This window comes from Acidimicrobiia bacterium (assembly GCA_016650365.1).
Lineage (GTDB): Bacteria > Actinomycetota > Acidimicrobiia > Spongiisociales > JAENVV01 > JAENVV01.
On record JAENVV010000059.1, the window covers coordinates 1 to 19,657 of the forward strand.

Here is a 19,657-nt window from a genome sequence, read left to right on the forward strand (position 1 = left end):
CTACGGGCCGATTGGATGACCGTCACCAACTCCGGGAGCGACGTCCCCACTGCCACGAGCGTAACTCCGACAAACCCCTCGGCCAGACCGGCCCGTTCGGCGAGGTCTACGGCACCCCACAGCAGTAACTGGGCACCACCCAGGGTGCCGGCCAAACCGAGCAGAGTCCTCAAGACTTCAGTTCGGAAGCTATGCGACGGGGCTTCAGCGAGTTCCTCGGTTTCGGTTCCAAGTGGATCGTTCGGGGATCGACGAGTAATCATGTACATGGCCCCAGCCAGACCGGCCAGCAAGAGACCGCCTTCCAGTCTTGAGACTCCTCCACCCTGGACGACGAGGGCAAACCCTCCCATCGCACCGACGGTGAGCAGGCCCTCACGAGTAACCGTCCGTGACTGTACCGACAGCGGCACCATGAGCGCTCCGATGCCCAACAGGAGCGACAAGTTGGCAAGGTTTGATCCGACGATGTTGCCGATGGCAATTTCGGTACTACCCCGTAGGGTGGCGAACGCCGAGACAAGGAGTTCGGGCGTGCTTGTGCCAAAACCGATGATGACGATGCCGACCAATACGGGCGAGATCTTCTTGACCAGCGCCACCCGGGCTGCGCCGAGGACGAACTGATCGGCCGCGTAGGCCAACAGGGCGATGCCGGCGACTACGGCAAGGAGGGCTGGGAACATCGGATTTACCGGGTCGAGTCGATGGCGTTCGACAGGCGGATATGGATGGGCTTGGCCAAGGTGTCCTCGCTGAGGGCTGACCGGTCAGTGTACTTTGATTCAGCACTCTGGGCGCATCTATCGAGGCGAAATCCGGCATCCAATCTCCGAACCAGCCAGCGCTCCTAGGCTGTGCGTAGGGCGTCGGTCGGCGACATGCGGGCAGCCCGGATGGCCGGATACAATCCTGCGATGGCACCAATGAGCAGTGCCGCAGCTATCCCACCGGCGATGGCAATCGGAGGTACCAGCACTCCCCAACCCCGCCATGTGGCCCATGCCCAGGTAACACCAGCACCGAGCAGGACTCCCCCGACCCCCCCGACAGTGGCCAGGAGGAGTGCTTCGCCGAGGAACTGTGTGGCGACATGCCGCTTGGTGGCGCCCAAAGCCCGGCGGAGTCCGATCTCGGAACGGCGCTCAAGCACCGAGATGACCATGACGTTGGCGATGCCTACCCCGCCAACGAGAAGCGCTACGCCGCCCAAGCCAAGGAAGAGAGCCGTGAACGCATCGTCGGCCGCTTCTCGTGCTTCAAGAGCATCACTGGGACGATCGACTTCAACCTCTTCAGGTGTCTCCGGGTTGGCGGTTGCGGCCAGGACCGCCATGACGTCGTCGATGGCGGCCGGATTCGCTCGCACGTAAATAGCGGTGGGGACATTGTCATCGCCAAGGTATTCCTCGGCGGCCGGAAGGCCGACCAGGGCAGCTCTGTCGAGGTCGGGACTCAGTTCGAACTGGTCAAGAATGCCAATCACCGTAAACCACTGATCGCCGAGCCAGACAAGCTGGTCACCCGTTACCGAACCGATGCCGAGGCGTTGGGCTGCCACCGATCCGAGCACGGTGGTCGGATAGGTACTGGACGCGCCGTCGAGGAATCGGCCGGCAGAGATTGTTCCACCGAGCGTCTTGAGAAGATCGGTACTTACCGCCTGTACCGTGATACCGCCTGTCTGGCCCTCCGGGATGAAGTCGGTACGAAACACATTGGCACCATCGACGGCCGACACCACGCTGGTCACTTCGACCGGCCCGATGCGGTTGATCATGGCAGCAGCGTCTTGAGGCAACTCTCCCGCTCCCCGCCCGATCCCGGTGCCGGCCTGCACGGTGAGCAGGTTCGTTCCCAGGCGATCCAACTGGGCGAGTAGTTCTGACTTGGAAGATTCGGATAAACCGAGAACCGCCACCATTGAAGCGATCCCGATCATGATGCCGAGCGCAGACAGTCCTGCGCGCAGTTTGCGGGTTCGCAGGCCCACCGCGGCCGTTCGGGCAATATCCATGCCGTGCAATTTCGACGGTACGAGTACGGCTTTGTCACCGCTGTGAAGGCGGGTCTCGACCATCTACGAAACCCCCACTCCCGCCGTGTCATATTCGATGAGCCCGTCGCGCAATCCGATGGCTCTTGGCATGGCTTCGGCGATGTCACGGTTGTGCGTGATCACGACGATGGTCGAACCCTCGTCGTTGAGTTCCTCCAACAGTGACACGATCGACTCGCTCGTCTTCGTGTCGAGGTTGCCGGTCGGTTCATCGGCCAGGACGATCGACGGCCGACCGACCAGTGCCCGGGCGATCGCCACTCGTTGACGCTCACCGCCGGAAAGCTTGGTGGCGACGTGTCCGAAGCGATCTTGAAGGCCGACTCGTTGCAGGGCGGTTCCCGCCTTCTCGCGCCGCTCAGCGAGAGCCATTCCGGTATAGAGCAACCCATCGGCGACGTTGTCGAGAGCGGTGTAACCGCTCAGGAGGAAGAACTGTTGGAATACGAAGCCGATGTGACGGGAGCGGAGCGACGAAAGATCCCGGTCACTGAGATCGTTGACGTTGTGCCCGGCGACGACCACATCGCCGCTCGTTGGGCGGTCGAGGGTTCCCATGATGTGAAGCAAGGTGGATTTTCCGGATCCGCTTGGCCCAACCACCGCCACAAGTTCGCCATGATCAATGTCAAAGCTCACTCCTGCCAATGCCTTGACCGGTGGCGTGGTGTCGTAGGACTTGACGACGTTTCGCAGCGAGAGAACCGGTTCGCTCATGGAACGATCACCATGTCCCCTGGCTGTATGCCGTCGCTTACGACCTCGACAAAGCCGTCAGCGAAGAATCCTGGTTCGACGGCCACCAGTCGAGTTTGCCCACCACCTGCATCGACTTCCACTCCGTAGCCACCCTCGGCGAGAGCCAGCAGGGCCGCCACCGGCACGGCCATCACGTTTTCGACAGAGTCGGTCACGACCTTCACATCCACCGGGGCTTCGTCAAGCCCGGAAGCCGCGGCTGGATCGTCGAGCTCCACTTCGACGGCAAACACCGTTTCGTTGCCTTCGACGCTGGCCACGGTCGCCACCGAGGTGACGGTACCGGGGACATCGGTGCCATCGGGCAACTCAACCGTGACCGCCATACCTTCTTCGAGAATTCCCTGGTCGGCGGCCGGAAGGTTCATCGTTACCACTGTCTGCTCGCCAGTTACGGCAAGCACGGGAGTTCCCTGATTGACCGGACCACCTACTGAGGCGAGCCTGCTTGATACCCGGACCGCCGCGTCGGCAAAGAGGACTTCGTCGGGGGTGATCCGGCCATCGACGGTCAACCCTTTCGATGTCTCAAAGGCCTTTACAGCGGTGGCAGTTTCGGCGGTGAATGTCCCGTCGGCCTCCAGGCCGCCATCGGCATCGAATCCGAGGGCGACGAGGGCTACTTCCAGTTGTTCAACATCGCGGCCCACCATGGGCTCGGGCCCGGATATCGAAAGGACCGGCTGACCATTGCCGACCGCATCTCCAACCGCATCTCCAACCGAGAACGCAACCGAACTGACCTCGGTTGGACCCGCAATGAAAACGACTTCTCCAAGACTGACAGAACCATCTTCTTCTGCCCCAACGGCCGCCTGCCACTTCTCCACGACGTCGGCGGTCGCACTGGTGAACTCACCATCAACGGTCATTTCACCGTCTGACACGAAACCAAGCGCATCAAGTGCCTCTTCGAGCTGAAGAATATCCGGCCCGGTAAGGTCAGTGGATTGGTCTGCCATGTTCCGATAGGCGGGCGTGTCTCCATACAGTGCGATGATCGGGTCCCCGTCCACCTCGAATAGTACGTCTCCCTGTTCAATGAGAGTCCCCACCTCTGGGAGGCCGGTGATCGTCCCTGAACCATGCGAGGCGACCATAACGTCGGCGGCAGACCTGGCGATCGGCCGGTAGAGCGGAACCGCGCCATAGAGCAAAATCACGGGGTGGGCGTCTATTTCGAAGACGGAATCGCCCTGGAACACCGTCACGCCGGTCTCGGGTAGCCAGGTCACCGTTCCCTGGGCGGCAGCCAGAAGAGCGTCACCCGCCGGTCGACCGAGGGTTCCGTCATACGTGGTTTCTTCGACGAGATCGGTACGGATCACCTCACTGAAAGAAACCGCAGAGACTTCAGCGGTTTCATCAATGCCTGAGTCGGTTTGGCTGAGAAACCAAACGGCTGCCACGGCGGCCACCCCGAGGAGGGAGAGCAGAATCGAACGGCCGATTCGCCGGCTGAGACGTCCATTTTTGGCCGCCAGGTCACCGGGACCCGGCCCCGCTCCACGGTTTGCAGTTCCTAGGTCCGTCTTCATCTTCTCAGCCTTCCCCGTTGCTAGCCGTCTTGGCCGGCGCCTGGACCGCCCGGAAGACCACCGCCGGGGCCAAAGCCCCCGAGTATGTCGCCGCAGACCGCCTGCGCCTCTTGGAACACCGGATCCTCAAAATCCACGTCGCCAAACGGTCCGCCGCGCTGACCAGGTCCGCCCTCGTTCCCATTTGCGGGCCCGAACGTGGAAAGGTCAGGATCGTCCATCGGATACCCGCTGTCACGCATACATTGAGCAAACTCAAGCAGGGTATCTTGGAATTCCGTCTGATCGCGCTGCCCGAACCCTAGTTCCAGTCCTTCGAGCATTGGTCGGCAGGCGTCGAGGGCCGTCCGAAAGCCGTCAGGTGGCCCATCCGTCCCGCCGTTTTGTGCCGGACCGCGAAACCCACCGAATCCAAGGTTGCCGTCGGCGTCGACCGTGGGATCTTCCATGTCGACGCCCTCGTCACGCATGCACTGGGCGAAGGCAAGCATCTGAGTCTCGGTATCGACTTGACTGTCCAAAGTTGAACCATTGCCAGATATCGTCGTCGTCGCAGTGGTGTCCTCCAGCGTCGCCACGCCAGATCCGCTGGCCGAGCCGCCACAGGCACCGGCCACAGTCGCCAGCACCGCGAGGAGCGCAATCATTGTCCGTCTCAAATAGTTTCCTCCCGTCGGATGTTCATCATGGTCGGTCGATCAACTAGCAGTTAACTGAGACGCCTCTAAGAACCAAGTGAGAAAGCAGGTTCTCCGGTGGGTAACCATAATGCTGCAATGTTGAGTTCAACCGATGGGCGAATCTGTAACAAAGCGCTCAGATGAGACCAGCGTCCCGGGCTCGCTGCAGCGTAACTTCAAACGAACGTATCGAGGCTGCATCAATCATGGTTCCGCCAAAGCTCGCCGCTCCTTGACCCAGGGTTTCGGCGGATCTCATTGCGTCGATGATTGCGCGGGCTTCTGCAATCTCCGAAGGACTCGGTGCGAACACCTCGTTGGCTATCTCGATCTGGCTCGGGTGAATACACCACTTGCCGACTCCGCCTAGCGTTGCGAACGACATGGCGGACCTTCGGAAACCGCCGGGACTGGAGAAGTCGGCATACGGACCGTCAACGGCCGCCAGGCCGTGAGCCCGGGCAGCCACGATCAGCTGACTCCGGGCATATTGCCACACGTCACCGTCGTAGTCCCCGGCCCGACCAGTATCAGTGACCCCGATGTGCCCGAGGCGCATTCCCAGGCTCGCCGCCAGATCTCCCGGCCCCAGAGTGACGGCTTCGATTCGACTGCTCGCTCCACAAATCGCTTGCACGTCACCGAGGGCCTGGGCTTCCTCGATGAGCACTTCGAGACCGATCCGACCTGCTTCGAGTCCATGCTTCTTCTCTAGTTGGGTGAGTAGATCGTCGACAAACCAGACCTCCCTGGCCCCGTGAACTTTCGGAACGATAATCACATCCACATTGGCGCCCGCTCCGGCGATCACCTCTATCAGATCCTCATGGCACCAGTGGGTATCAACCGGGTTGATGCGATACGCTCGTGCTGTGCGTCCCCAATCAAGGTCATTCAATGCTTGGACGATGTTTTGGCGGGCTTGGGGCCGATCAACCGGCAGGATGGCATCCTCAAGGTCAAGAAATGCCACATCGGCCGAACTGGCAGCCGCCTTGGCGATCATCCTCAGATTGGTTGCCGGCGTCGCAAGTATGGATCGGCGCAGGCGATTCGGTGATGGCATCGACATGAAACTACCTCATAAACACCCCGGCGGTCCTCGTTAACAAACTCAGCGGTTTCCAAGTATCGGTTCGGTTTGGCATACTGGACTTTTCGACAAAGGGTGAGAAAGTTGACAGTCAGATCGGGCGGGCATGTTTTGGTGGAGTCACTCCTGGGCGAAGGGGTGAACACCGTTTTCGGGATTCCCGGGGTAGGCACGCTTGCCGTGTATGACGCATTTGTGGACCATCCTGACATTCGTCATATCGAAGTTCGCCACGAACAGGGCGCCATCTTCATGGCGGACGGGTATGCCCGCGCCAGTGGGGTTCCGGGTGTGGCTTTCTCCTCGGGGGGACCTGGGGCGTTGAACACTCTGACGGCCATGGCGACCGCCTTCAACGACAGCGTCCCATTGCTCCACATCACCTGTGAAAACCCGGCGTCGGTGCGCCGAAAAGGCCGCGGCTATTTCCACGACATCTCCGACCAGTTCGGAATCTTCCGACCGGTATCGGATTTCGCCCAGCAGGCGGTCCTGCCAGAGGAAATCCCGTCCGTCATCCATCAAGCTATGTATGCCCTCTTGAATCGACGACCACGGCCTGCGTTCGTCGAGATTGCCGGGGAGGCTTTGTCGGCGCAATCAGAAGTCACGATTCCAGCCGCTGCTCAGCGTCTCACCCGACAGCTCGACCAGGCGGCCGTAGAACAAGCGGTCGCTCTGTTGAGTCGTGCCGAGCGGCCGGTCATTTGGGCTGGCGGAGGCATCGCAACACCCGAGGCCTCGGAACTACTGGTGCAGATTGCCGAGTTGACCGGCTCCCCGATTATCACTACCCAAAAAGGCAAAGGGGCAATCCGGGCAGACCATCCGCTCCATGTTGGCAACTGGGCAAACGAGCTCCCCACCCGGCAACTACTGGCGGCGTCCGACGTGTTGCTGGCCATCGGTACCAGGTTCTCCTACTTCCCTACTGGCGGATGGTCCATGAGGGTTCCTGACCAAGTTATCCAGATCGATATGGATCCGTCTGAGATCGGTCGCAATTATCGAGCCGACATCGGAGTGGTCGGAGACGCCGCCCAGGCCATGCAAGCCATCCTCAATGGCCTCCACGACACGGGATACCAAGGCTTGCCTGCCCGGTTGGCGGAGGTGGCGAGCGTACTCGGACGAATTGACGAAGCGGTCGGTCGGCCTGAAGAGATCGAGGTTCTGGATCAGATGCGTTCAGCCCTCCCGGAGAGCGCCCACGTGTTCAACGATCCAACGACAATCGCCTTCTGGGCTCGATCCGTTTGGCGATCGTTCACGCCGCGAACCTGGACCGTCCCATCGGGATTCGGGACTCTTGGTTTCGCAGCGCCGGCCGCCATGGGCGCCAAAGTCGCCTGCCCGGACGACGTCTGCCTGGCCATCATGGGAGACGCCGGTGCGATGTTCACCATCCAGGATCTGATGACGGCCGTTCAGGAGCAGATTCCGATCGTGCTGATGGTTTTTAACGACCGGGGATACGGGGTCGAGCGACGTCACCAAGACCACCTTTATGGCAGGCGCAGCGGCGTCGATGTCCAGCCACCTGACTTCGTGGCACTCGCCCGGTCTTTTGGCGCAGGCGCCCTACTGGTCTCTGATCTCTCGGCGGTCGGTTCCGCCCTCGACTCCGCCATCAGTATGGCCGAGGACACCGGCGGGCCTGTCCTGGTGGAAGTTCCCAACAAGTTCCGGCACCCAGGCTATGGATCGTTCGGAGATTGGACCGACCGAGCCTAGACCTGAGGGGCTACCTCGGTCGCGAACAGTTCCATGCTGTCTAATTCGCCAATGTCATAGAAGTACAACAACATGTCTGAACAGCCGGCTTCCTCGAACTGTCCCATGAGATCGACCACCTCGTTGACGGTTCCTGCCAGGTGGGATCCGGAGGCAAACTCCTCTGCAGACATATTCCGCCGAGAACCGGCCACTTCGAGTTTGCGCTGAAGGTCGGCATCGTCGCGACCGACCACTCCCATGAGGTGACCGGACCTGGCTACTGAGTCGAAGGGCCTCCCTACGGCTTCACAGTGAGTGGCTAGCACTTGCGACTTGTGACGGAACGAGTCGATGTCGCCCGACAGATTGGCGTAGTCGGCATACGTTGCCACGATTCGCAGGGTGCGCTTTTCGCCCCCGCCGGCGATCCACAATGGTGGATGGGGCTGTTGGATGGGTCGGGGTCGGTTGATGGCGCCAGCCACCTGATAGTGCTCGCCAGTGAAATGGGCTTCGTCGGCCGACCACATCTCGAGGAGAATCTGGGTCGCCTCCTCCAGCATGTCGAGTCTGACTTTTGCGCCAGGGAACTCGTATCCGTACGCCGAAAACTCGTGTTCGTACCAACCGGCACCAATTCCGACATCGAGACGACCGCCAGAAATGGCATCGACCGAACTCGTGATCTTGGCAAGGTGGGCCGGGGATCGGTATGGAATGCTCGTACACATCTGCCCGAGCCGAATCTCCGACGTCGACGCGGCCAGGGCAGCCATCAACGTCCACGCGTCGAACGTACTTTCCTGCGTGGGGACCGGGATTGTGTGAAAGTGGTCGTAGACCCAAAGCGAGTGATAGCCCAACCGTTCGGAGAAGTTGGCGCTATCCAGAATGTGGGCCCATTGCTGGTCGACCGGAATGCCGACAAGGTCCATCTTCCATCCCTGGGGAACGAACGTCCCGTACCTCAAGACGCGGCTCTCGAATGGTTACTGGTGCAGTGTTTCATCTGGTTCCTCATCGTTTACTGGTAGCCGGCGGCGGATCATGCATCCTATAGGAACCGGCCCGAGGGTGGATTCTCGCCTGATCATCCGACCCTCAGCACCCTGGTCTTGGTGATGGGGGTGGTGCGGTCAACCGGGCGGCTTGACGGCCTCGATCATTTCCCTACACCGTTGCTCGCTTGGGAACGATGCTTGCGTTCCGGGGCGCGTGACGGAGTCGGCAGCACATGCCATTCCGAGCCGAATCGCACCAATCTCGTCTAGTCCGCTGGCCAGCCCGTGGGCAAAGGCTCCCACGAAGGCGTCACCAGCTCCGGTTGTGTCAACGGCGACCACCGGTTCGGCCGCCAGTCGAGCGACCCGGTCGTCATGGGTCACGAAGGCTACGCCTTGTGCCCCCATAGTCACCAAAAGCCGACAGCCGGTTCTCCGAGCGAAGGCCACAAGATCGGCCTCAACCGTCGGATCGCCGCCGCTGATGAGATGGAACTCGACCTCGTTAGGAATAATCCAATCGGTGAGTGTGACCAGGTCTGGAGCCATGACCGCGGCGGGGGCGGGATTGAGCACGGTAAGCGTGTTCTGGGAACGGGCGGTACGAAACGCCGCCGCTGTGACAGCCTGGGGAATCTCGAACTGCCCGATTACGACGGCCGCGTTGGGATGAAGCGCAACCGCCGCGGACGCCTGACCCGGGGTGAGCGCGTCATTGGCGCCCGGAACAATGATGATGCGGTTGGTTCCATCGGGTTCGACCCAAATTGGCGCCACGCCGCTCGAACCCGGTGCGCGGTAGACATGAGTGGTGTCTATTCCAACCTCCGCAAAATTGTCGAGATACATCTGGCCGTACGTGTCATCGCCAAGACAACTGACCATCGCGACTTCGCTGCCAAGGAGTCGGGCCATGACCGCCTGGTTGGCGCCTTTCCCCCCGAACCCCATCTGGAACCGGTCGCCTACCACGGTTTCGCCTGCCGAAGGGATCTGGTGTGTGTAGGTGATGAGGTCGATGTTCGTCGAGCCGACAACGATCACTTCGCCGGGACCGGCCACTTTTACTCCTCTGTCGGCATTGGCCCTCCATCCTGGCATACGGGACTACCGTTTGAGGACGTAGCGAGATCGGATCACAGTGGCGTCAGGTGCTTGGAATCGACCTGTATTGAAATCCGTCATCCCCGTCATTGGCGAGTCGCTCCACGTGACCACTCATCTGCCGGCGATCGATTCTGTGGCTGGTTGGATGGCGTACGAAGAATTCATCTTCCCGAAGGGCGCCAGTGCGGGCCCGTTTGATCTTGGTTCTTCGCCGAGCGAGATCATCGATGCCGTGATGTTCGCTTCGGTTCTCAATTTTGCGTTCACCGACTTTGAGTCAGGCGTGAAGTACGCCGTCGACTACGACGGTCGATCCTGGTCTGACACCGAGGGGATGTTCGTGCGTATCCATCAGGCGACCCAAAACGGGCAGGATCTGTTCGACGGGTCCGTCTTGTCGGCCATCACCCGGAATGATCTGTCGCGCATCTTTTCGGGCAACATTGAACTTCCCATGCTGGAGCACCGGACTCAGATTCTCAACGAGGTCGGAGAAACCTTGACCGGCAGGTACGGCGGAAGGTTTCACCGATTCATCGCCGATTGTGCTCCGTTCATGTACCACGACGGAGATGGACTCCTTGAGCGGCTTGTGACGGAGTTCCCGCGCTTCAACGATATCGCTTCCTACCGGGGTCACCAGGTCCAGATCCACAAACTTGGCCAACTTTCACTGTGGTCGCTCCACATGGCCTTGCATCAGTCCGGCGATTGGAACTTGCGTGACCTGGCCGACATGACCGCCTTCGCCGACTACATCGTCCCGGTGGCGCTACGCCTGATGGGGATCATCGAGTATTCACCCGACCTGGAAGCCCGGATCAATGAGGGCGAACTAATCGGTCGGGACTCTGACGAAGAAATCGAGATTCGGGCCCATACCTTGTACGCAACGGCGCTCCTTACCGACCGGGTCAACGAGCTACGACCGGGCGACCGTCAGTTGGTGATCCCGCAGGTCGACTACCGGCTTTGGAAGAGCTACCACGCCACGACCTGGCCGCACCACCTGACCAAAACGATCATGTACTAGGTGTTCAGCGTTTGGTGACTATCGCCTGGGCATGGGGCACCATGAAGAAACCAGCCGCGTCATCTACCCACCGCAGCCAGGCCAAGGCGATGGCATTGAGTTCGGCAGGGTCACTGAGGCCGTGCTTGATGGCCTCAGACGCATAGTGGGAGGCTCGCACGCGATCTGCCCAGACTATGCCCCAACGAGCCCGCATCTCTGGCGTGGCAAATGTCCACGTTGACGAAGACATCTCGATATCGATCCCATCGAGGGTTTGCAGCCAAAACAGGAGATGGCGCCCTCCGTCTGCGAAGACAGCATCAGCCTCGCAAATGGCGTGATAGAGCTCATTCCAGCGGGTCAGCATCGGGTCCGGCGGCCACCAAACCATCCCTCCGTAGTCGACGTCTCGAACCGCGATGATCCCTCCGGGTCTCGTGACCCGATACATCTCGGCTAGTGCGGCAACCGGATCCTTGAGATGCTGCAAGACCTGGTGCGCGTGGACGATATCGAACCGATTGTCAGGGAAGTCCAACGCATATACATCACCAACGGCGAACCGACAGTTCGGCGTGGTTCCGTCGGTGAGGAGAGCGGTTGCCCTGGAAATCACCGCTTCCACTGCGTCGATACCGATCACTTCACCTGGTTTCACCCGATCAGCAAGATCAGTCGTGATGGTGCCAGGTCCGCAACCGACATCAAGAATCGATGCCCCAGGGAGCAGGTGGGTGAGAAGGTGGGGAGCCGAATTCTCGACTGTCCGCCATGAGTGCGCCCTCAGGACTGATGGCTGGTGCCCGTGAACGTACGTATGGGGTGTTTGGCTCATGCGGGCAACGATACCAACCCGGTGAACCGTTCAAACGCCCAGAATGTACCCGCCAAGCTCCTCGTTCCACTCGAGCCGGACCGCCCCTTTTGTTTCGGCAGCTTTCATGAACTGAAGGAAGCTGCTGTAACCGAACTGTTTCTCCGAAAATTGGGGGTCGCGCTTGCGCATCTGATCCTTCAGTCCGGACAGCATGACCGTTCGATCGGTCCCGATCTCCGAGATGACCTTCTTTACAAGGTCGAAAGCTGCATCCGCCCCGGCACTCTCGGTTGGAAAATCGATCTCAGGGTCGCCCTTGGCAGGCCCTTCAGACAATTCGATTACGCCTTGTTCGTCCAGGTATCGCAGTAGCTCTCCAAAGGCCCGGAACCCATAGTTCGCTTCGGAGAAGGTGGGGTCTTTACGCAAGAGGGTTCTCTTGAGCTGCGAGCCCAGGATGACCCCACCGGCGCTTCGCTTCAACCCTCCGACCGTCGTGCTCACGAGCTTGGCCAGATCGTCGAGGCTCTTGCCGTCGTTGTCGGCCGGTGTCTCCTTGGGTTCGGGAGCGACCACGTCCGGGACAGGTGGCGCCTGCTGGCGGGCCGGTTTCTTTGGTGTGGGAACCCCTGGTTCTACGCCTTCCAATGTCTCGTAGAACAGGAATTCGTCGCAGGCGGGTGGGAGTAGCTTGGAGGTCGATGCCCTGATTCCGACGCCAATGACTCGTTTGTTCAACTCTCTGAGTTTATGGACCAGCGGAGTGAAATCGCTATCACCTGTGCAAATCACGAAAGTGGAGACATAAGAGCGCTCGAAGGCCATTTCCAGGGCGTCGACGGCCATTTTGATATCGGCGGCGTTCTTGCGGATGGTCCCCATCCGCTGGGGAATCTCGATCAGTTCGACGTGGTGACGGGTGAGCATGCGGCGGTCCTCATCGAAGTAGGACCAGTCTCCATAGGCTTTCCTGGCGATAACCCTCCCTCGCTCAGCCAGGGCGTCGGCCACCGGTCCTAAGTCGAACGCGATCCCTCCCAGGTCCTCACGCGCCGAGATGGCGAGGTTTTCGTAGTCCATGAACAGGGCGATGCGTTCTTCTTCAATGGTCACACCTTGACGATAGACGGTTCGTACCCCGTCAGGCGTCACCCGCCCTGACGCGGTATGCCCGGTCAGGCCCAGAGTGAGATGCTGGTATCGATCTGAATCTGTGTTAGCGTTACATCACCGCCGCACTAGAACGAAGTCTGCGCACGCGCGCACCCTGGTGATTACGGCCAACTACCTGGCATAGAACGTGACCTCGAGTTCATGCCTCTCGATCCTCGTGGGATACGGATTACGAGCGTCGAGCCTGACCAAACCGTACCTGCCCGACCCCAATACGATTGGGGCCAGAGGAGAGACATGACCAGCTTTATCGACCTCGGCGTGCCTGCGCGCCTCGCAAAGCCACTGGCTGCGCGTTCTATCACGGAGGCCTTTCCAATCCAGGAAGCCTCCATTCCCGACCTGCTTGCCGGCCGCGACGTTCTCGGACGAGCCCCGACCGGATCCGGCAAGACCCTCGCGTTCGGCCTTCCGCTGCTAGCCCGGGTTGAACGAGCCAACCCGAAGCGTCCCCGTGCGCTGATTCTGGCTCCCACCAGGGAACTCGCCGACCAAATCAGCAGGGAACTACTTCCGCTCGCTAAAGCCAACAACCGTTGGGTGCTGGCGATCTATGGAGGGGTTGGCTATGACTTCCAGCGCCGTCAGCTCAAACGTGGTGCCGATGTCGTCGTTGCCACACCCGGACGTCTGACCGACCTAATCGACGAAGGCTCAGTCAGCCTTGAAGATGTCAACATCGTTGTCATTGATGAGGCTGATCGGATGGCAGACATGGGCTTCATGCCCCAGGTCAAGGTCCTGCTTGACATGACGAACAAGAAGCGTCAGACCATCCTGTTCTCGGCGACGCTCGACAAGGACGTAGCCCAGCTCACCAAGGATTACCAAACGGATCCTGTTACCCACGAGGTCGAAGGCGACGAGAACGCTGGCGAAGCTTCGCACTACTTCTGGCAGGTTGACAACCACGCGCGAGTTCAGATGACCGCCGAAATCATCGGCACGTCGACACCGTCCATTGTCTTCACCAGAACCCGTCGCGGCGCCGATCGGGTCGCCCAGCAGTTGGAACGGGCCGGCGTAAACGCTGCGGCCATCCATGGCGGCCGCAGCCAGAACCAGCGCACCCGTGCTCTCGCCGCATTTAGCAAAGGCAAGGTCCAAGCGTTGGTCGCCACCGACGTGGCAGCCAGGGGTATCCACGTAGACAACGTTGCCAGTGTCGTTCACTTCGACCTTCCAGAAGATCCGAAGGATTATCTCCACCGTTCGGGCCGCACCGCCCGAGCCGGTGCGGACGGCGTGGTCGTGTCCTTTGTGCTCGGGAACCAGATGGGCGACGCTCGTCGTCTGCAAAGCTCGGTTGGCCTTAACACCACCATGCATGATCCGAAAACGGACTGGTTGACCGGCGAATCTGGCGGTCGAATCGGCGATGCTCCCATTGTTGAGCAAAAGGGCGGCGGCGGCGGGCAGAAGCGCAACTCGCAAGAAAACCGTAATGGCCAGCGATCCCAGCAGAGTCGTCGATCCGGTGGCGGTCAAAGCCGCAACGGGTCACAAGGTAGCGGTTCGGGTAGGACTCGCTCGGAGTCGACCAACGCAGGCCGGTCAAACGAGGGGCACCGCGGTAATCGTTCCGAGGGGGGAAACTCCGTCGACGGGAACCGTCACGCCTCGATCACCGATCGGGATGGTAACCAGCGATCCAATGAGCGTTCGAAAGGCCCAGACGGCAACCGCGCATCCGCCGGCGGCTACCGCGGCGCCAACAAAGGTCGAGACGGCAACCGCCGTAGCGCCTAGCCCTCAATAGTTCACGGGTCGGACCTGCGTTCAGCCTTGATGCCGAACGCAGGTCTTTCTCGTTAAGGCACCGGTGCGCCTACGGCTTCGAAATGACCTGCCGGATTCTGGCTGGCAGGGATGCCACCACCAGCTCGTAGGAGTGTCCGATCCAATCTTCGAGTTCTCCGTCGGGGAGTTGATCGACCACCACGGTGTTCCAATGCCGTTTGTTGAGGTGATACCCCGGCCTAACTCGGCCCGGGAACTCTTCACGAAGGTCGAGAGCCAGTTCCGGGTCGCACTTCAACGAGATCTGGACGGGTTCGGAGTCTTCCGAAACGATGGCAAAGATCTTGCCTCCCCCTTTCCAGACCTGGGCTCCCGGACCAAACGGGTAGCTCGGTTCGGCAGCGGACATCCGAGCCAGCAGTGCTTGAACCTCAGCAACGACCACGCAGCCGATCATATGATCCAGGTCCCGTGACCCGTCAAACGTCCGTGCCGGCACTCCCGGTTATGGAACTATCGCGTGGAAGGCAGTCACCGGCGAACTCCCGTTGAGTACGTGACCGACGACAGCAATGGAGCACTCAGCGATGGGTTCTGATTAGGACCAGCGGACGTGGACGGTGTTCCAATCATCGATAACCTTGGGATCGCCGACCAACTCGGCGGAGTCTCGGGGAAGCCGATGCCAAACCCATTGGTAGAGATCCGAAGCCGGGGCTCGGACGAGTGCGTCGGCGTCCGGATCGCTTGAGCGAACCGAGACGGCCTTCTGGTCGTCGTAGTAGACGGTCCACGCCTCCCCCGAATCGGTGGACTGCATCCCGAAGCTGGTCGGCGAAACGGATCGAGGCCCGCTGTTTCGTCTTGTGATGAAGGCCATCACTAGCTCGTCGACACCATCGGAAGCGAACGCCGGCACGAACGGTTCTGGGTCGAGGCCGGCAGTCAATTCGGCGTCGACCCGGTGGATCGAGGTCTCATGTGCCTGGCGTCGCGCCCAGTGCAATAGCGGAGACTCAGCCTCCAGAAAGGTCCAGCACTGCAGCTGTTCGGGAGCCTCCCGCAAAACTCGCGCAAGATCGCGATAGCCGGCAGCGAACCAGTCGAGAAGCTCGTCATCGGGTGGCCAGCCGCCCACCAGTTGCTCCATGTCGCGGCCTGGCTGTGCAACCAATCGACCGCCAACAATGGCCCTAGCCCAGGAGTGAACTCCTGCGACGTGACGAACCAGGTCCCGGGCTACCCACTCCGGACAGCTCGGTACCGGCGTTTCCAGGTCCAATCCGCCGAGGACGAACACTATTCGGTCGCCGGCCCGGGTGAGCGCATCGATGTATTCAGCAGCATCCATTGACGTCATTCTGCCACGACCCGAAGGGTGGTCCGCCAAACGGTAATCTTGGCGTGGGAGGACGATTTGGATTTTGAGAGCTACCGGCGGAACTACATCGTGGATCCCAGCCCGGAGCCTCGCTTTTCCTTCCTGGCCATCCGCGGCGCAACCCTCTTCTTTGCCGATTTTGAGGCGGCCGTCGCGTTCTATTCGACCGTTCTGGGTCCCCCCGGCTTCATGTGGCTGGAAGATCGGCTCGTCCAGTTTGACACTCTTGCTTGGTGGGACCGGTGCCCCGTCGAACACAGAGATCCCGTTCGTGATGAATTCAGCTGCCGAGATCCGCAACGAAACATCAGGAGAAACCATGAATTACGAAGAAAAACTGGAAGTGTTCGGCGACTTCGACCCGTCCAAATATGAGGAGGAGGTCAAAGAACGCTGGGGCGATTCTGATGCCTATCGGCAATCAACGAAACGAACGAACAAGTACACGAAGGAGGATTGGACTGCCATCAAGGCCGAAATCGCCGAGATTTATGCCACCTTCGTGGATTTGATGCATGAAGGCTTGCCATCCGACAGTCCGCAGGCGACCCAACTCGCCGAACGTCATCGAGCCCACATTTCCCGATGGTTCTACGACTGCTCCAAGCAGATCCATGCGGGACTCGGACAGATGTACGTTGCCGACATTCGGTTCACCAAGAACATCGACAAGCGCGGCGAAGGGTTGGCTGTCTATATGTCGGAAGCTATCGCGGCGAGCAGCGCTTAGACGCCGTCAATCGAACTGGGATCGGTCGGCACGTCAACCGCGTGCTCGGTGAGAACCGACAGCGGGATGATCTCCAGTGCACGTTCATGTGTGGAGGCAAGAACTATCGGTGCGGCGACCCCGTCGAGGTGAGCTCGTAACCAGTTGCGAGCTGTCACACACCACCGATCTCCAGGTACCAGGCCGGGGAAACGGTATTGGGGCATCGGCGTTGCCAGGTCGTTTCCGATGCCCTGCTGGTGGGTCAAGAACTCGTGGGTCATCACGGCGCACACCGTGTGGCTGCCGAGGTCTTCAGGACCGGTTGTGCAGCTCCCGTCACGATGCCATCCCGTCACGGGGTCAGTCCCGCACTCCTCTAATGCACTTCCGAGAACATTGCGCTCTGTCATCGCACCAGTATGCTCGATTCTGTTCCGGCAGGAGTAAGTCGGCCCTTCCCGCGACCGTGAGACTGCCATAGGGTTACAAAACCATGACATACGCTACGAACAAGAGAAAGCCACCGAGTGGGGTGGGCCGCTGGTTCGCCCGAGCGCCGCGCTATTTCTACCGGATCGGCCTTGGTCGCATCCTCGGAAGGCGTTTTGTGTTGATCGAGCACGTCGGCAGACGTTCGGGCCTGGCCAGACAGACCGTGCTGGAAGTGATTCAGCGGGAACCAGAGGCTTTGTACGTAGCCGCCGCGTGGGGCACGCGTAGTGACTGGTTCAAGAATATCTCGGCAAACTCGACCGTTCGAATCAGCAGTGGGAACCTCCAAAACGTCAAATCCGAAGCAACGGTCTTGGACCGGCAGAGCGCGGTCACCATATTCGAACGGTACGCAATCGAACATGCCACCGCCGCCCGGGGGCTGGCGAAGGCATTCAAACTGCCCTTCAACGATCCTGAAGCAATGGCGACCGCCGTGCCGATCGTCCGGCTCTCAATCGATAATGGCCCATAGCCGGGACACGACGAAGCTTCTGTCGGTACGCTGACTCCAATGAATGATTATGTCGAAGCTGTGCGGCGCGAATCGGTCAGGTTCGCCGCAGTTCTGGCAGGCACAGAACTGACCAACCCGGTGCCGAGCTGTCCCGACTGGGACGTGGCCGATCTCATCTGGCACCTGATGGACGTTCAGCATTTTTGGGCCAGCATCGTCGAGGACCTGCTCGAAGATCCAGGAGACGTTCCGCCGTTCGAGCGGCCGGCCCCGGATCTGCTTCTTGAAGGATTCGTCAAGCAATCGGCCCGTCTCGGAAAGGCTCTGGAATCCCACCAACCCGAGGAGCAATGCTGGAGTTGGCATGACGATGGCCACTCGGTCGGATGGGTCCGACGGCGCCAGGCTCATGAAGCCCTCATTCACCGGGTCGATGCGGAACTCGCCGCCGGCATCTCCCCGGTACTTCACGCCGATTTGGCTGCGGACGGCGTCGACGAAATCTTTCGGTACTCACTCGACTTGGACAATCTGCCTGATTGGGCCACCTACGAACCGGACGGAACCACCGCCACCGTTGCACTATTGGATGGCTCGGCGTCGTGGTCCATGAACTTCGGGCGGTTCCTCGGGTCAAGTCCTGTCTCCGGAAACGACTATGACCTGCCAGCGTTGAAGCTCGCTCGTTTGGAAGGTTTGCCGGACGCAACAATCCGCGGCGAGCCGGCAGATCTTGACCTATGGCTGTGGGGTCGGGGCCCGCTAGACCACTTGTCGATCGACGGAGACCAGTCCATCGCAGAGAAGCTCCGCCGGACGGCGGCCGACAGCACCACGTAGTGGTGGATTCGGTGCCCACCCGATTGACCCGCCACGATGATTCTGAACCCAGCCCCTCCGCCACTATGCTCTCGGCCTCATGTGTCCTGGAGAAACACCGGGCGTGAGTCTATGAGGGGTTGAAGAATGTCCGATCATGGCAACGGCCATTCCAAGGGCCTCGCGGTCACGTCGCTTGCTGCTCTTGGCGTCGTATTCGGCGATATTGGCACCAGCCCGCTCTATGCATTCCGCGAGGCTTTTGGCGTCGCCAATCTTGAGCCGACCGAGGAGGGCGTCCTCGGGGTCCTTTCGCTGATCTTCTGGGCTCTCGTCCTGATCGTCTCTATCAAATACCTGATCTTCGTCATGCGAGCCGACAACGACGGCGAGGGCGGCATCCTGGCGCTCACCTCTCTTGTGATGGGCGATGGGGCCAAAACGAAGCGGCGGACTCTGCTGATCGGAATCGGGCTTTTCGGGACGGCCCTGCTCTACGGCGACGGGATGATCACGCCAGCCATTTCGGTGCTCTCGGCGGTGGAGGGCCTGGAAGTTACCTTCTCGGGATTAGGCCCGTGGGTTCTGGTCATCGCCTCGGTCATTCTTATCGTGCTCTTCGCTAACCAGCATCGGGGCACGGCAGTTCTCGGTGCGATGTTCGGCCCGATCATGGTCGTTTGGTTCGGGGTCCTGGCCCTACTCGGTGTCATCCAGATCATCAAGGAACCGGGCGTGCTGGCGGCAATTAATCCGCTGGTTGCGCTGCGACTCGTTACCCAGGAACCAAGGTTCGCGTTTCTGGCGCTGGGTGGCGTATTCCTCGTGGCCACCGGTAGTGAGGCACTCTACGCCGACATGGGCCACTTCGGGACCAAACCCATCCGTCTGGCCTGGTTCGGGCTCGTCTTTCCTGCCCTCGTCATCAACTACTTCGGGCAAGGAGCCCTTCTACTCAACAACCCCGAAGCGATCGAGAATCCCTTTTACTCGATGGCTCCCAGCTGGGCGGTTCTTCCGCTGGTGATCCTCGCCACCCTGGCGACGGTTATCGCTTCCCAGGCTCTGATTTCTGGCGTCTATTCGTTGACATCACAG

General features: G+C 60.4%; 20 protein-coding genes. 7 read left to right on the forward strand and 13 right to left on the reverse strand.

Translation table 11 applies throughout. The features are described from left to right. The 6 genes from JJE47_03700 to JJE47_03725 all read right to left on the reverse strand — a co-directional run. A partial coding sequence (locus JJE47_03700; protein MBK5266514.1) for a sodium:calcium antiporter occupies positions 1-686 on the reverse strand: 686 nt, incomplete at its 3' end. Between the two features lie 164 nt (positions 687-850). After that, entirely contained in the window at positions 851-2,080 is a 1,230-nt protein-coding gene (locus tag JJE47_03705) for an ABC transporter permease (GenBank protein ID MBK5266515.1), read from the reverse strand. Continuing rightward, entirely contained in the window at positions 2,081-2,776 is a 696-nt protein-coding gene (locus JJE47_03710; GenBank protein MBK5266516.1) for an ABC transporter ATP-binding protein, read from the reverse strand. Next, the gene (locus tag JJE47_03715; GenBank protein ID MBK5266517.1) at positions 2,773-4,356 is read right to left on the reverse strand and encodes a peptidoglycan-binding protein; all 1,584 of its coding nucleotides are present in this window, start codon (positions 4,354-4,356) and stop codon (positions 2,773-2,775) included. The genes JJE47_03710 and JJE47_03715 overlap by 4 nt, the downstream gene beginning before the upstream one ends. Before the next feature lie 20 nt (positions 4,357-4,376). Next, positions 4,377-5,003, reverse strand: coding sequence for a hypothetical protein (locus tag JJE47_03720; protein ID MBK5266518.1), 627 nt, complete (start codon positions 5,001-5,003; stop codon positions 4,377-4,379). A 169-nt stretch (positions 5,004-5,172) separates the two neighbouring features. Continuing rightward, positions 5,173-6,102, reverse strand: coding sequence for a CoA ester lyase (locus JJE47_03725; GenBank protein MBK5266519.1), 930 nt, complete (start codon positions 6,100-6,102; stop codon positions 5,173-5,175). A gap of 111 nt (positions 6,103-6,213) precedes the next feature. Between JJE47_03725 and JJE47_03730 the strand changes: the two genes are divergently transcribed. Continuing rightward, the gene (locus tag JJE47_03730) at positions 6,214-7,863 is read left to right on the forward strand and encodes a thiamine pyrophosphate-binding protein (protein ID MBK5266520.1); all 1,650 of its coding nucleotides are present in this window, start codon (positions 6,214-6,216) and stop codon (positions 7,861-7,863) included. On the opposite strand, the gene JJE47_03735 is transcribed toward JJE47_03730, so the two are convergent. Both JJE47_03735 and JJE47_03740 read right to left on the reverse strand, forming a co-directional pair. Further along, entirely contained in the window at positions 7,860-8,780 is a 921-nt protein-coding gene (locus tag JJE47_03735) for an LLM class F420-dependent oxidoreductase (protein ID MBK5266521.1), read from the reverse strand. The two genes, JJE47_03730 and JJE47_03735, sit on opposite strands and share 4 nt — an antisense overlap. A 201-nt stretch (positions 8,781-8,981) precedes the next feature. Further along, positions 8,982-9,947, reverse strand: a complete 966-nt coding sequence (locus JJE47_03740) for a ribokinase (protein ID MBK5266522.1) — start codon at positions 9,945-9,947, stop codon at positions 8,982-8,984. A gap of 70 nt (positions 9,948-10,017) precedes the next feature. On the opposite strand from JJE47_03740, the gene JJE47_03745 reads away from it, so the two are divergent. Continuing rightward, entirely contained in the window at positions 10,018-10,986 is a 969-nt protein-coding gene (locus tag JJE47_03745; GenBank protein MBK5266523.1) for a hypothetical protein, read from the forward strand. A 4-nt stretch (positions 10,987-10,990) separates the two neighbouring features. Here JJE47_03745 and JJE47_03750 read toward each other — a convergent pair whose 3' ends face one another. Both JJE47_03750 and JJE47_03755 read right to left on the reverse strand, forming a co-directional pair. Beyond that, a complete protein-coding gene (locus JJE47_03750) occupies positions 10,991-11,803 on the reverse strand; it encodes a methyltransferase domain-containing protein (protein ID MBK5266524.1) in 813 nt (270 codons plus the stop codon). A gap of 30 nt (positions 11,804-11,833) precedes the next feature. After that, positions 11,834-12,865, reverse strand: coding sequence for an NYN domain-containing protein (locus JJE47_03755; GenBank protein ID MBK5266525.1), 1,032 nt, complete (start codon positions 12,863-12,865; stop codon positions 11,834-11,836). 330 nt (positions 12,866-13,195) lie between these two features. On the opposite strand from JJE47_03755, the gene JJE47_03760 reads away from it, so the two are divergent. Further along, complete coding sequence (locus tag JJE47_03760; protein ID MBK5266526.1) at positions 13,196-14,707, forward strand: DEAD/DEAH box helicase; 1,512 nt, start codon at positions 13,196-13,198, stop codon at positions 14,705-14,707. A gap of 79 nt (positions 14,708-14,786) precedes the next feature. On the opposite strand, the gene JJE47_03765 is transcribed toward JJE47_03760, so the two are convergent. Continuing rightward, positions 14,787-15,107, reverse strand: coding sequence for an MmcQ/YjbR family DNA-binding protein (locus tag JJE47_03765; GenBank protein MBK5266527.1), 321 nt, complete (start codon positions 15,105-15,107; stop codon positions 14,787-14,789). Positions 15,108-15,296: 189 nt separating this feature from the next. Beyond that, positions 15,297-16,049, reverse strand: coding sequence for a maleylpyruvate isomerase family mycothiol-dependent enzyme (locus tag JJE47_03770; protein ID MBK5266528.1), 753 nt, complete (start codon positions 16,047-16,049; stop codon positions 15,297-15,299). A 349-nt stretch (positions 16,050-16,398) separates the two neighbouring features. Between JJE47_03770 and JJE47_03775 the strand changes: the two genes are divergently transcribed. Continuing rightward, positions 16,399-16,809: a TipAS antibiotic-recognition domain-containing protein gene (locus JJE47_03775; GenBank protein ID MBK5266529.1), complete on the forward strand. Its 411-nt coding sequence runs from the start codon at positions 16,399-16,401 to the stop codon at positions 16,807-16,809. On the opposite strand, the gene JJE47_03780 is transcribed toward JJE47_03775, so the two are convergent. Further along, complete coding sequence (locus JJE47_03780) at positions 16,806-17,201, reverse strand: DUF2237 domain-containing protein (protein MBK5266530.1); 396 nt, start codon at positions 17,199-17,201, stop codon at positions 16,806-16,808. The genes JJE47_03775 and JJE47_03780 overlap by 4 nt on opposite strands. A gap of 83 nt (positions 17,202-17,284) precedes the next feature. Between JJE47_03780 and JJE47_03785 the strand changes: the two genes are divergently transcribed. From JJE47_03785 to JJE47_03795, 3 genes are all read left to right on the forward strand, one after another. Continuing rightward, positions 17,285-17,758 (forward strand): nitroreductase family deazaflavin-dependent oxidoreductase, encoded by a 474-nt coding sequence (locus JJE47_03785; GenBank protein ID MBK5266531.1) that lies wholly within the window; start codon positions 17,285-17,287, stop codon positions 17,756-17,758. A gap of 39 nt (positions 17,759-17,797) precedes the next feature. Continuing rightward, complete coding sequence (locus JJE47_03790) at positions 17,798-18,580, forward strand: maleylpyruvate isomerase family mycothiol-dependent enzyme (GenBank protein ID MBK5266532.1); 783 nt, start codon at positions 17,798-17,800, stop codon at positions 18,578-18,580. Between the two features lie 126 nt (positions 18,581-18,706). Beyond that, positions 18,707-19,657 (forward strand): KUP/HAK/KT family potassium transporter (locus JJE47_03795; protein ID MBK5266533.1); only part of this gene is annotated, 951 nt, incomplete at its 3' end.